Below are 12,147 nucleotides of genomic sequence, written 5' to 3' on the forward strand. Positions count from 1 at the left end.
GCTGCGCGGATCACCGGCGCGCGCCTCGCGGGCGCCGCGACGCCGGGCCGGGTGATCGTCCCGCGGCTCGGGCGGATCGGCGCTGCGCCGGTCCGGGACGGGCCGGTCGGCGTCCGCCGACCCCGCACGGTCGTCCATGGTGGCGCCTCGTCGGCCGCACCGCGCCCGCTCCCGCGCCGATGCGGGCCGCCGGGGGTGCGCGGCATCTCGTTCACGAGGTTATCATTGCCGCCGCCTGCCCGACAACGCACCGCAGGTCGCCGTGCCACGTCCCGCCGAGGGACCAATGACAGCGTCCGTGTCACCGGCTGCGGACGCGACGGCATTCGGCCCGTGGCGACGATCGCGCCTCCGAGAGCCGGTCGGCCGCTCACGTGTCGGTGATCCGGCCCGACAACGCCGTCCTGCCGGCGTTCCAAGGCAGGCGGGCGCCGCCACTGTCATCCAGCCTTTATACACCGGACAGTAACTATCGCTCATGGGAAGGGGCGCCGCTGCAACGACCGGCGGAGCCCCCGACCGGAGACGAGCATCGCACAGGGTTCCGGAGCCGTTGCTCCGTGGCCATGTCGGCCGACCGACGTGTCTGACGAGCACCACCTCGCCCACCCTGACCGCTGTGCGAGACAGTGAAAGAGCCGCAAACATGACATCCTTCCGCGCTTCCGTCACGGCGACCGCCGCACTCGCCGTCGGCCTGATCCTTGCCGGCGTGTCCTCGCCCGCACAGGCGCAGGAGATGCGCCTGATCGGCTCGGGGGCCAGCTTCCCGTTCCCGATCTACTCGGCCTGGTTCAAGCAGTTCAGCAAGGACAACAAGGTCATCGTCGACTACCAGGCGAAGGGCTCGGGCGCCGGCATCCAGGACTTCGTCAACAAGACCGTGGATTTCGCGGCCAGCGACGCCGCCATGACTGACGCCGAGATCGCCAAGGTCGACGGCGGCGTGGTGCTGATCCCGATCACGGCCGGCGAGATCGTGCTGGCCTACAACCTGCCCGGCAACCCGCCGAACCTGAAGCTGCCGCGCGACGTCTACCCGAAGATCTTCGCCGGCAAGATCACCAAGTGGAACGACCCCAAGATCGTCGCCGCCAATCCCGACCTCAAGCTGCCCGACCTGCCGATCACGGTGGTGCGGCGCTCCGACTCGAGCGGCACGACCTTCGTGTTCACCAAGCACCTCTCGGCGATCGACGCCGACTTCGCCAAGGCGATCGGCAGCGGCACCACGGTCGAGTGGCCGAAGAGCGACAAGATCGTCGGCGCGCCGAAGAACGACGGCGTCACCGCCACGGTGAAGCAGACGCCCGGCGCGATCGGCTACATCGAGTACGGCTACGCCAAGCTGACCAAGACCAACGCGGCGCTGTTGCAGAACAAGGCCGGCCGGTACGTCGCGCCGAGCGACAAGTCCGGCGCCGCGACGCTCGCGGCCGCCAAGCTCGGCCCCGACCTCCGCGGCTGGATCGAGGATCCGGAGGGCGCCGAGTCCTACCCGATCGCGACCTTCACCTGGCTCCTGTTCTACAAGAAGCAGGATCCGAAGAAGGCCGAGGTGCTGCGCAACCTGGTCGAGTACGCCGTGACCAAGGGCCAGACGATCGCCGACAGCATGGGCTACATCCCGCTCCCGGCCCCGGTGATCGAGAAGATCCGCGCCGCCGCCAAGGACATCCAGTAACCGTCGCACGCGCCCCGGCGGCCCGCGATCCGGCGGGCTGCCGGACGCAGGCGCGAGCCGCAACGCCCATCGATCCCGCCGCACGCCTGGATGTCGAGCATGTCGGACCATCCTTTCGCCCTCGCCGCCCCGCGCGGTGCCGTCAGCCAGGCCCCGTCGGGCCCCGAATACATCGTCGACCGCGGCTTCCGGGCGCTCGCCTGGTTCGCCGCCGCCCTCATCCTGGTGTTGGTCGCCTACATCGTCTGGAAGATCGGCGGCCAGGCCATGCCGGCGATCCGCGACTACCATCTCGACTTCCTCACCGGGTCGAGCTGGAACGTGCAGGAGAAGCGTTTCGGCATCCTGCCGGCCATCTGGGGCACGCTCTACTCGTCGCTGCTGGCGCTGACGCTCGGCGGCTTCTTCGGGCTGACCGTCGCGATCTTCCTGACTCAGGGCTTCCTGCCGGCCCGGCTCGCCTTTCTGTTCCGCCTGATCGTCGAGATGCTGGCCGCGATCCCGAGCGTGGTGTTCGGCCTGTGGGGCATCTTTGTCGTCATCCCGGCGATCCGCCCGGCCGCCAACTGGCTCAACGAGACCCTCGGCTTCATCCCGTTCTTCGGCACCTCGCTGTCCGGCCCCGGCCTGCTGCCCGCCGCCATCGTGCTCGCCATCATGGTGCTGCCGACCGTCGCGGCGATCTCCCAGGACGCGCTCAATGCCGTGCCCTACCGCACCAAGGAAGCGGCGTTCGGCATGGGCGCCACCAAGTGGGAGGTGATCCTCAAGGTGATGGTCCCGACCGCCGCCGGCGGCATCTTCTCGGCCATGGTGCTGGGCTTCGGCCGGGCGCTCGGCGAGACGATGGCCCTCGCCATGCTGATCGGCAACTCGAACCAGCTCACCCTGTCGCTGTTCGCTCCCGCCGAGACGCTCGCCGCGCTGCTCGCCTCGCACTTCCCCGAGGCCGGCCCGGTCGAGGTCGAGGCGCTGATGTACGCGGCGCTCGTCCTCCTCGCCATCACGCTCCTCGTCAACATCGCCGGCATCGGCCTGCTCACCATCACGCAGCGGAAAATCTCGGGTAAGGCATGACCGACCTCGCCGCCCAAACCGGACGCGTCCCGCCGATCTCCGGCGATACCTCCACGCCCGACCTCGCCCATTCGTGGTCGGACGGCCGTGCCGTCGCCAACGTACTCCTGACCGGCGGCGCTTGGCTGATCGCCCTGTTGGCCGCCGTGCCGCTCGTCTCGGTGCTCTACATGCTCATCGTCGAGGGCGGCTCACGCCTCTCGCTCGAACTGTTGACCGACCTGCCGCCGGCCGGCTTCGAGACGGGCGGCGGCTTCGGCAACGCCATCGTCGGCACCCTGGTGATGGTCGGCATCGCCGCCGCGATCAGCATCCCGTTCGGCGTGCTCGCCGCCGTCTACCTCTCCGAGCTCGGGCCCGACGCCCGGCTCGGCCGAGCCGCCCGCTTCCTCTCCAAGGTGCTGACCGGCTTCCCGTCGATCCTCGCGGGCGTCTTCGTCTACGCCGTCGTGGTGCTGGCGATGGGCACCTACTCGGCGCTGGCCGGCGGCATCGCCCTGTCGCTGCTGATGCTGCCGACCGTGATCCTCACCGCCGAGGAGGCGATGAAGATGGTCCCTCGCAAGATGAAGGATGCGGCGCTCGGCATCGGCTGCACGCAGACCCAGATGATCTGGAAGGTGGTGCTTCCGACCGCCCTGCCCGGCATCGTCACGGGCGTGATGCTCGGGGTCGCGCGTGTCGCCGGCGAGTCGGCGCCCCTCCTGTTCACGGCGCTGTTCAGCAACTACTGGCTGAGCCGGGTCAGCGAGCCGACCGCGTCGCTGTCGATCCTCATCTTCAACTTCTCCAGCATGCCGTTCGAGAACCAGATCCAGCTCGCCTGGGCCGCGTCGCTCGTCCTCGTGCTGATCGTTCTGGTGTTCAACTTGCTGAGCCGTCTACTCGGTCGACCGAAGTACTAGGAGGTGATCATGAGCGCCGTGGAAGCCATCCAGGATCCGGGTCCCTCGGCCGTACGGGCCGGCAGCAACGACATCGCCATCGACTGCCGTGTCGAGAAGATCATGTACGGTCAATTCCTCGCCGTCCGCGACAGCCATGTGCCCATCCAGAAAGGCAAGATCACCGGATTCATCGGCCCGTCCGGCTGCGGCAAGAGCACGGTGCTGCGCAGCCTCAACCGCATGAACGACCTGATCGACGGGTTTAAGCTGGAGGGCAACGTCCAGTTCCTCGGCCAGGACATCTACGACAAGTCGGTCGACCCGGTCGTGGTGCGTCGCTACATCGGCATGGTGTTCCAGCAACCGAACCCGTTCGCGATGAGCATCTTCGACAACGTCGCCTTCGGTCTTCGGCTGAACAAGTTCAAGGGCGACGTGGCCGGTCGCGTCGAGCACGCCCTCCGGCGTGCCGCCCTGTGGGACGAGGTGAAGGACAAGCTCAAGGCGAGCGGCCTGTCGCTCTCGGGCGGCCAGCAGCAGCGCCTGTGCATCGCCCGCGCGGTCGCCACCGAACCGACCGTGCTCCTGATGGACGAGCCCTGCTCCGCCCTCGACCCGATCGCCACGCGGCGCATCGAGGAGCTGATGCTGGAGCTGCGCAAGGACTACACGATCGCGCTGGTCACCCACAACATGCAGCAGGCGACCCGCGTCGCCGACATCACGGCGTTCTTCGCCGTCGACATCTCCAAGGGCGGCCGCACCGGCTACCTGGTCGAGATGGACGAGACGGCGCGGGTGTTCGAGGACCCGCGCGAGCAGCTCACCAAGGACTACATCGGCGGCAAGTTCAGCTGATCTCCGCGAGGGAGGCTCCCATGGGTGCGTCACGTCGCACGATGATCGTCGCCGCGGCCGTGGGGATGGCCGTGGCCGTCGCACCGGCCGCCGGCCTCGCCCAGCAATCCGCCACCGGCTCCTCCGGCCCGGCCGTCGCCGGCGCCGGCGCCACCTTCCCGGCGCCGCTCTACGAGCGATGGATCGCCGCCTACAAGGCAGAACGCGGCGCCGCCGTGACGTACCAGTCGGTCGGCTCCGGCGAGGGCGTAAAGCGCTTCCTCGCCGGCACGGTCGACTTCGGGGCCAGCGACGAGGTGCTGTCGGCGGCCGACGCCGCCAAGGTGCCGGGCGGCGCCGTGGCGGTGCCGGTCACGGCCGGCATGATCGTGCTCGCCTACAACCTGCCGGGCCTCGGCGGCGCACTGAAGCTGCCGCGCGACGTCTATGTCGGCATCTTCGCCGGCACGGTCACGCGCTGGGACGATCCGCGCATCAAGGCCGCCAATCCGGACCTCAAACTGCCGCCCCGCGACATCGCGCTGGTCACGCGGCGCGACTCGAGCGGCACCACGGCTGCCTTCACGCGCCACCTCGCCGCCGCCGATCCGGCGTGGCGGAGCGCCGGCCTGGTCGCCGGCAAGATGGTGTCGTGGCCGGGCCGGGCCATGCTGGCCGCCGGCAACGAAGGCGTCGCGGCGCGCATCAAGATGAGCGAAGGCTCGATCGGCTATGTCGAGTACGGCTTCGCCAAGCGCCTCGGCCTTCCGGTCGCGGCGCTGCAGAACCGGTCCGGCAGCGTCGTCGCGCCGTCCGCCGAGGCGGCGCAGCTCGCGCTCTCCGCCCGCTCGGGCCAGACGGGCGAGCTCGAGGCCTCGGTGGTCGACCCGACGGCAGCCAACGCCTATCCGATCGTCTCCTACAGCTGGCTGTTCCTCTACCGCGAGCCACGCGACGCCGCCAAGGGCCGGGCGGCCCGCGACTTCGTCGCCTGGGGCCTGGGCCAGCAGGGGCAGGCCCTGGCGCGCGAGCTGGGCTATGTTCCGCTGACCGCCGACATCGTCTCGCTCGGTCGCGACGCGCTCGGCGCCCTCTCGCAATAGACAGAACCGGAGCAGCCTCCCATTTCGGACGCTCTCGACCTGGCCGGTCCGGTGCCTTGCGCGCCGGATACCGGTGTAGTGCTCGACCTCGCGGCGATCGAGGCCTCGCTGCGCGTCGTCGCGCACGCGTTCGCCCGCCTGAACCTCTCGCTGCGGGATCCGCGCGAGAATCCCGACGAGGGCTGGATCGACCGGATGATGGCGGGCTACGCCGCCGTCGACCGCCTCGTCGCCGACGAGGTCGATCTCTTCTCGTTCGGTCGATCGCGCGACTGGCTCGAGCTCAACGCGCTGGTGCTGTGCGGCACCGACACGACCGTTCGGGCCGAGGCGGCCGGGCATCTCGCCGCCACCGAGCACCGCTTCTACGAGCGCTCCGAGGGCGGCGTCCGCGATATCGTCGAGTGGCACGCGCTGCACGCCCACGAATCCCCGTGGCGGCGCGCCGCCGGCGTCTACATCCGGATGCTCAGCACGCCCGAGCTGTTCGTCGAGGGCAACCATCGCACCGGCACGCTGATCATGAGCTGGCTGCTCGCCCGCGAGGGCCTGCCGCCCGTGGTGCTGACGCTCGACGACGCCAAGCCGCTGCTCGACTGGTCCGGCGTGTTCAAGGCGCGCAGCAAGACCGGCCTGCGGCTGCGCCTGGAGATGCCCTGGCAGAAGCGACGTTTCGCGGCGTTCCTGCAGCGCAGCGCGTGCCGGGCGTTCCTGCGGGAGCCGCGCGCCCGCTGACACCGGCGAGCCGGCGGACCGCGCCGCAGGCTCGGGAGTGAGAAACGGCCGACGGCCGCATCGCCCGCTGTCGGCGACTGCCTCCCCCTACCGCGCATCCACGATCGCGCGGCGGTCGACGATGTCGCGGGCGTGGCGGACCACGGTATCGGCGACGATGGCGTGGCCTTCGGCGGTCGGGTGGAAGGCGCCGGAATAGAGCGCCGCGTAGGCGGGCTGCAGGATGTCGAAGGGCGAGATGCCCTCGCGGTGGGTGTTGGCGGTCAGGAACGCGTCGTTAGGGCTGTGGATCAGCCGCCAGCGCTTGCCGTAGGGCAGCGCCGCCGCCGGCGAGTAGGGCTGGAAGTCGTCGGTGCGCAGCGACAGGCGCGGCATCGCCATGTTGACCTGGTCGGCGAGCGCGCGCTGCGGATCGCGGGCGCAGACGCCGCGCTTGGCGAACAGGTTGGTGTGCTCGGTGACGAAGCGGAAGCCGGTGCCGGCCCCGGTGGCGAGCCGCGGGCAGCCGGGCCGCTTGCGGGCGTCGGCGATGCACTCCTGGCGGGCGCGCAGCTCGCGGGTGAAGTCGGACACCTGCTGGACGCGGGCCTGGCTGTACTGGAGCTTGGGATGCACGTCGAGGCCGAGGGTCGGCTGGAGGCCGCAGACGCGGCCGGACTCGTCGAACTCCACCGGCTCGTAGGCGTTGTGCAGCACGGTCGACGGATCGATCCCGAAGCCGTCGACGAAGGCGTCCTTGACGGCCTTCATGCGGCGGTCGAGCACGTCGAGATAGGCGCGGGCCACCGGCGGTTCGAAGCGCAGCGTGCGGCCGACCAGGCCGGCGATCGGCGCGAGGTCGGCGGCGCTCTCGGTGATGCCGTAGGCGACCAGGGCGCCGAAGCCGACGTCGTTGCCGCCGATCGACAGCAGCACCAGGTCGATCGGCCGCTTGCGGCTCTCCGGCGGGCACCAGAACTTGGTGAAGGTCTGCGACGAGATCGACGTCGAGCCGATCGAGTAGGTCGGCAGCGTGTAGGTGACGTCGCGCGAGCGCGGGGCGCCCGGCCGGCAGATCAGCTCGGTGAGCTGGTCGAGCTGCGGCACGACGCTCTTCTGGGCGTTCGGGCCGGTGGTCTGCTCGCGCGGCTCGCGCGGGCCGAACAGGCCCTCGACCGTGTCGGAGCCCGAGCAGGCGAGGCTGACGAAGCTGACGGCGCGGTGGCGGTTCTCCAGCGCGAGCTGGATGCCGACCCGGAACGGGTAACCGTACTGCGAGCGGTGGCAGTCGGCGGAGAGCCACTGGGCGCGGCTCCTGTCGAAGGCGGCCTGGAACTCGGCCGAGGTCGGGCGGAAGATCAGGCCCTTGACCTCGTCCTCCATCAGGCGCTTGGGCAGCGCCTTCGGGTTGGTGCCCTCGGGCGCCGAGGCGACGCCGTAGACGGGCGCCCGCATCGAGCGGGTCGCCACGTCGTCGCGGGTGTTGACCGGGTCGTAGACCATCTCGCGGCCGGCGCTGAACACGACCGGACGGTCCGGATTGCTCTCGCCGGAGGCGAAGCTGTCGCCCATGGCGACGACCAGCACGTCCTCGACGACGACGTTCGGATCGGCGAGCTCGCGCCCGTCCGGCAGCCTGACCGCGACCGAAGCGCCCGAGGCGGCGCGGCTGGTCGAGAACGGCACCCGCTTGATCACGAACGGACGGCCGCAGGCCTGGCGGACCGTCTCGCCGGCGCCGCCGCGGCGCGGCTGCCACGTCCAGGTGCAGTCGCCCGTCGCGGTCGCGAGATGCTCGGGGGCGAGCCGCACGATCACGGTATGGGCGTCGGGCAGGATGGTGTCTTCCTTGGCGCGGCCCCAGGAGTACTGGCGCTCGCACACGGTCGGATAGCGGCGCGGCCGCGCGTCGCGGTCGTAGCAGGTGAAATCGAGGGTCTGGGCGGCCCAGCCGAGCCGGCTCTTCTCGTAGCCACGGCCGGCCGTGGCGGCGCAGGAGGTCGGGGACGAGCGGTCGCGGCAGTCCGGATCGTTGAGCCGGCGCTCGGTGCGCCAGACGATGTTGCCGGGGACCGGATCCTCGGCGGCGCCGCGCACCGCCTTGTAGGCCCGCTCGTGCAGATCGAAGGCGCTGGTGCGCTTGAAGAAGCGGAAGGGGTTCTCGACCTCCCAGACGAGGTCGGCGGCGGCCGCCGTCCCGAACGGCGCCGACAGGACGAGGGCGGTCGCCGCGACCGCGCCGGCCACGGCCATTCTGGAGGCCAGAACCGTCTTGGAGCGCAGAACCGCCTTGGCGCGCAGAACCGTGTCGAAGCGCAGAATCGTCTCGAAGCGCAGAACCGCACTGGAGCGCATGAGTGTCCCCCCTCCGGCGCCGGAATTTCGCCAATGATATCCGTTTGGTCGCCGGTGAGGAGCGGAAAGTTCATTCTTCGTTAACCACAACCGTAAACCATTGTTTCTTCTCGTGAACAGTCCCGCGCGGCCGGCCGGCGCGGCGCCGGCTGCCCGCCCCTGCGGCACGCCGTGATGGCTCATTATCGCGGACAGCGAAACGGGCCTCCGCCCGCCGCCGCCCGGGGCGGGTGCGGCGACCGGCGCATGGCCCGGTCGAGCCGGCGGGCGTTCCTCCGCGGCCCGTCCTGCTCTACACAGGGAGGCATGAGTCCGCGCCCCGCTTTCGCCTCGTCGGCTTCCGACATCGACCGCCTCGTCGCCGGCGTCCGGGCCGGCGAGCGCGCCCTGCTGGCCCGCGCCATCACGCTGGCCGAATCCAAGCGCCCCGACCACCAGCGCGCCGCCCGCACCCTGGTGCAGGAGCTGCTGCCGGCCACCGGCAAGGCGATGCGGGTCGGCATCACCGGCGCGCCCGGGGTGGGCAAGTCCACCACCATCGACGCGCTGGGCAGCTACCTGACCGGCCTCGGCCACAAGGTCGCGGTGCTGGCGGTCGACCCCTCCTCGGCCCGCACCGGCGGCTCGATCCTCGGCGACAAGACCCGGATGGCGCGGCTCTCGGCCGACCCGAACGCCTTCATCCGGCCGTCGCCCTCGGCCGGCACGCTCGGCGGCGTCGCGGCGAAGACGCGCGAGACCATGCTGATCTGCGAGGCGGCCGGCTACGACGTGATGCTGGTCGAGACGGTCGGCATCGGCCAGTCGGAGACGGCGGTCGCCGACATGACCGACATGTTCCTCGCCCTGATGCTGCCCGGCGCCGGCGACGAGCTGCAGGGCATCAAGAAGGGCCTGGTCGAGCTCGCCGACATGATCGCGGTGAACAAGGCGGACGGCGACAATCTCCCGCGCGCCCGCACCGCGGCGGCCGAGTACCGGGCCGCCCTGCACATCCTGTCGCCGCGCTCGCCGAACTGGCAGGTGCCGGTCGTCACCTACTCGGCCTACACGGGCGACGGCCTCGCGGCGCTGTGGAACAAGGTGGTGGAGCACCGCGACACCATGACGAAGACCGGCGAGCTCGCGGCGCGCCGCCGCGACCAGCAGGTCAAGTGGATGTGGTCGATGGTGGAGGACCGCATGCGGACCCGCATCGCCTCCGACCCGGCGCTCGCCGCCGAGCTGCCGCGGATCGAATCCGACGTCGCCGACGGCCGCCTCTCGCCGGCCGTCGCGGTCGATCAGATCTTCGCGTCGCTCGGGTGGTGACGACGACGGGCGGCGCGACACGATGTGCGCCGTCGACGGCCACCGCGAGGCGTCCCAGGGCCGAAGGCCGTCTGTCTCGGACTCCGTGGTCCCGATGACGCGAACCCTCCTCCTCACCGGCTTCGGACGCTTTCCCGGCGCGGCCCACAATCCGACGGCGGATCTCGTGCGCGATCTGATCAGGAGGCGGCGGCCGGCGCTCGCCGGGGTGCGGATCGTCGGTCACGTGTTCGAGACGCGCTGGGATGCGGTCGACCGCGACCTCCCCGCCCTGCTGGCCCGCGAGACGCCGGACGTGATCGTGCTGCTCGGCGTCGCGACGCGGGCCGACCGCGTCCGGCTGGAGCTCGTCGCCCGCAACCGCAACACCGTGCTGTTTCCCGATGCGGGCGGAGCGCGCAGCCCCGTGACGAGCATCGCGCCCGGCGCGCCGTTCCTGTCCCGCGGCCGCTTTCCGGTGGCGCGTCTCGCCGCGGCGCTGCGGCAGGCCGGGATCGCGCCGGCAGTGTCGCGCAACGCCGGCGGCTATCTGTGCAACTATTCTTACTGGCGGGCCCTGGAAGCCGCCGACCGGCCGGGCGGACCGCGCCGCGTCGTGTTCGTGCACGTGCCGCCGCTGCATCGTCTCGGCCGCGGCGGACGGGTAGCGTCACGTCGTCGTCACGTCGCGCGAGAGCGGGCCCGTCTCGTCGCCGCGCTCGAGCAGCTGATCGTCGCCGCAGCACGCTCCCGTTAGAGCGGTTTCCACTGAAGTCGGCCCACACTCCGCTCAGTCCCGCGGAAGCGGAACCCCAGGGCGCCGCGACCTGCGGCCCTGGGTCCCCGCCTCCGCGGGGACGAGCGGAATCGAGTCGGACTCATCCCAACCGAAGGCCGCTCCAGGTCGCGCCGGCGCGGGATCAAGAGCCCGGCGGGCCGGCCAATCGCCGCGCCGGCATGCGGAACCGCGCCCCGACGCCCGGGTTACCTCGGCATCAGCGTCAACGGAGGTACCGCCATGAACTGGGATCGCATCGAAGGCAACTGGAAGCAGGTGCAGGGCAAGATCAAGGAGCAGTGGGGCAAGCTGACCGACGACGACCTCACCGCGATCGACGGCAAGCGCGACCAGCTCGAGGGCAAGCTGCAGGACCGCTACGGCTACACCCGCGACCAGGTGAAGAAGGACGTCGACGACTGGCTCGGCCGTCACTCCTGATCACGATCACGTCCACATCACGTCTGCGTCACGTCCGAATGGACGCAAGGGCGTCCGGGGCTCCCGCCCCGGACGCCCTTGTTTTCGCGCCGGGTGGCAAACTGGCGACGCAATCCCATCTATGATGACGCCGCCATGAGCCCACCGTCCCCGTCAGCACCGTCACCGTCCGAACCGCCCTCCCCCGAGCCGCCGGCGAAGGCCCGCCGGCCGCGCCGCCGTCGCCGATTGATGATCCTCGCCGTCCTCGCCGTCTTCCTGCTGCCGCTCGCCGTGCGGGCCGTCCTCCACGCCGCCGGCGAGACGCCGCGCAGCTGGCGCGACGCCGACTGGTCGAGCATCGGCAGCCTGCCGCCGGCCGCCGCCCATCCGGACGCGCGCGTGCTCGTCCTGACCGGCCGCACCGGCGGCTGGAAGGGCGTCGTCGCCGTGCACAGCTGGGTCGTCCTGAAGGAGAAGGACGCGAGAAGCTGGTCGCGCTGGGACGTGGTCGGCTGGGGCAATCCGGTGCGGATGAACGGCTGGGCGCCGGACGGCCGCTGGTACGGCAATCCGCCGATCGTCGTCGCCGACGTCTCGGGCGAGGCGGCCGAGGCGCTGATCCCGAAGATCCGCGCGGCGATCCGCGGCTATCAGTGGGCCAATGCCGGCGACTACCGGGTGTGGCCGGGCCCCAACAGCAACACCTTCGTGGCGAGCGTGCTGCGCGCCGTCCCCGAGCTCGCGGCGCTGCTGCCGGCGAACGCCATCGGCCGCGACTTCCGCCCCGGCGCCTATGTGGGGCCGAGCGACAGCGGCACCGGCGTCGAGGCGAGCGCCTGGGGCGTGGTCGGGGTCAAGGCCGGCTGGGTCGAAGGGCTCGAGCTGAACCTGCTCGGCCTCGTCGTCGGGCTCGACGTCCGCCGTCCCGCCCTCAAGCTGCCGGGCTACGGCCGCATCGGTCTCGATCCGCTGCCCAGCGCCGCGGCCGCCGGCCGCTGA

General features: G+C 71.1%; 11 protein-coding genes. 10 read left to right on the forward strand and 1 reads right to left on the reverse strand.

The genetic code is table 11. The features are described from left to right. The first annotated feature begins 646 nt into the window (after positions 1 to 646). The 6 genes from pstS (J2S22_RS27760) to J2S22_RS27785 all read left to right on the forward strand — a co-directional run bounded on the left by pstS (J2S22_RS27760) (position 647) and on the right by J2S22_RS27785 (position 6,323). Positions 647 to 1,684, forward strand: a complete 1,038-nt coding sequence (gene pstS / locus J2S22_RS27760) for a phosphate ABC transporter substrate-binding protein PstS (RefSeq protein ID WP_272779779.1) — start codon at positions 647 to 649, stop codon at positions 1,682 to 1,684. Positions 1,685 to 1,783: 99 nt separating this feature from the next. Further along, on the forward strand, positions 1,784 to 2,761 hold the full coding sequence (gene pstC, locus J2S22_RS27765; RefSeq protein ID WP_272779780.1) for a phosphate ABC transporter permease subunit PstC: 978 nt from the start codon (positions 1,784 to 1,786) through the stop codon (positions 2,759 to 2,761). Continuing rightward, positions 2,758 to 3,666 carry a phosphate ABC transporter permease PstA gene (gene pstA / locus J2S22_RS27770; RefSeq protein ID WP_272779781.1) on the forward strand — a complete coding sequence of 303 codons (909 nt, stop codon included), beginning with the start codon at positions 2,758 to 2,760 and terminating at the stop codon, positions 3,664 to 3,666. The genes pstC and pstA overlap by 4 nt, the downstream gene beginning before the upstream one ends. A 9-nt stretch (positions 3,667 to 3,675) precedes the next feature. Continuing rightward, a complete protein-coding gene (gene pstB / locus J2S22_RS27775; RefSeq protein WP_272779782.1) occupies positions 3,676 to 4,506 on the forward strand; it encodes a phosphate ABC transporter ATP-binding protein PstB in 831 nt (276 codons plus the stop codon). Between the two features lie 20 nt (positions 4,507 to 4,526). Further along, positions 4,527 to 5,588 (forward strand): phosphate ABC transporter substrate-binding protein PstS, encoded by a 1,062-nt coding sequence (gene pstS / locus J2S22_RS27780; protein WP_272779783.1) that lies wholly within the window; start codon positions 4,527 to 4,529, stop codon positions 5,586 to 5,588. A 78-nt stretch (positions 5,589 to 5,666) separates the two neighbouring features. Next, positions 5,667 to 6,323 (forward strand): hypothetical protein, encoded by a 657-nt coding sequence (locus tag J2S22_RS27785; RefSeq protein WP_272779784.1) that lies wholly within the window; start codon positions 5,667 to 5,669, stop codon positions 6,321 to 6,323. 87 nt (positions 6,324 to 6,410) lie between these two features. On the opposite strand, the gene J2S22_RS27790 is transcribed toward J2S22_RS27785, so the two are convergent. Then, complete coding sequence (locus J2S22_RS27790) at positions 6,411 to 8,657, reverse strand: SGNH/GDSL hydrolase family protein (protein WP_272779785.1); 2,247 nt, start codon at positions 8,655 to 8,657, stop codon at positions 6,411 to 6,413. Between the two features lie 306 nt (positions 8,658 to 8,963). On the opposite strand from J2S22_RS27790, the gene meaB reads away from it, so the two are divergent. The 4 genes from meaB to J2S22_RS27810 all read left to right on the forward strand — a co-directional run bounded on the left by meaB (position 8,964) and on the right by J2S22_RS27810 (position 12,147). Continuing rightward, the gene (gene meaB, locus J2S22_RS27795) at positions 8,964 to 9,968 is read left to right on the forward strand and encodes a methylmalonyl Co-A mutase-associated GTPase MeaB (protein ID WP_272779786.1); all 1,005 of its coding nucleotides are present in this window, start codon (positions 8,964 to 8,966) and stop codon (positions 9,966 to 9,968) included. A gap of 94 nt (positions 9,969 to 10,062) precedes the next feature. After that, on the forward strand, positions 10,063 to 10,704 hold the full coding sequence (locus tag J2S22_RS27800; RefSeq protein WP_272779787.1) for a pyroglutamyl-peptidase I: 642 nt from the start codon (positions 10,063 to 10,065) through the stop codon (positions 10,702 to 10,704). Between the two features lie 261 nt (positions 10,705 to 10,965). Continuing rightward, positions 10,966 to 11,166, forward strand: coding sequence for a CsbD family protein (locus tag J2S22_RS27805; protein ID WP_272779788.1), 201 nt, complete (start codon positions 10,966 to 10,968; stop codon positions 11,164 to 11,166). A 231-nt stretch (positions 11,167 to 11,397) separates the two neighbouring features. Further along, positions 11,398 to 12,147 (forward strand): DUF3750 domain-containing protein, encoded by a 750-nt coding sequence (locus J2S22_RS27810; RefSeq protein WP_272779789.1) that lies wholly within the window; start codon positions 11,398 to 11,400, stop codon positions 12,145 to 12,147.

It is taken from the genome of Rhodoplanes tepidamans (genome assembly GCF_030813915.1).
Classification (GTDB): Bacteria; Pseudomonadota; Alphaproteobacteria; order Rhizobiales; family Xanthobacteraceae; genus Rhodoplanes; species Rhodoplanes tepidamans.

Excerpts from the sequence above, each read along its gene's own strand:
- pstB (WP_272779782.1), top strand. The coding sequence starts at position 3,676 with ATGAGCGCCGTGGAAGCCATCCAGGATCCGGGTCCCTCGGCCGTACGG.
- J2S22_RS27805 (WP_272779788.1), top strand. The coding sequence starts at position 10,966 with ATGAACTGGGATCGCATCGAAGGCAACTGGAAGCAGGTGCAGGGCAAG.
- pstS (WP_272779783.1), top strand. The coding sequence starts at position 4,527 with ATGGGTGCGTCACGTCGCACGATGATCGTCGCCGCGGCCGTGGGGATG.
- pstC (WP_272779780.1), top strand. The coding sequence starts at position 1,784 with ATGTCGGACCATCCTTTCGCCCTCGCCGCCCCGCGCGGTGCCGTCAGC.
- J2S22_RS27800 (WP_272779787.1), top strand. The coding sequence starts at position 10,063 with ATGACGCGAACCCTCCTCCTCACCGGCTTCGGACGCTTTCCCGGCGCG.
- J2S22_RS27790 (WP_272779785.1), bottom strand. The coding sequence starts at position 8,657 with ATGCGCTCCAGTGCGGTTCTGCGCTTCGAGACGATTCTGCGCTTCGAC.
- pstS (WP_272779779.1), top strand. The coding sequence starts at position 647 with ATGACATCCTTCCGCGCTTCCGTCACGGCGACCGCCGCACTCGCCGTC.
- pstA (WP_272779781.1), top strand. The coding sequence starts at position 2,758 with ATGACCGACCTCGCCGCCCAAACCGGACGCGTCCCGCCGATCTCCGGC.
- meaB (WP_272779786.1), top strand. The coding sequence starts at position 8,964 with ATGAGTCCGCGCCCCGCTTTCGCCTCGTCGGCTTCCGACATCGACCGC.
- J2S22_RS27810 (WP_272779789.1), top strand. The coding sequence starts at position 11,398 with ATGATCCTCGCCGTCCTCGCCGTCTTCCTGCTGCCGCTCGCCGTGCGG.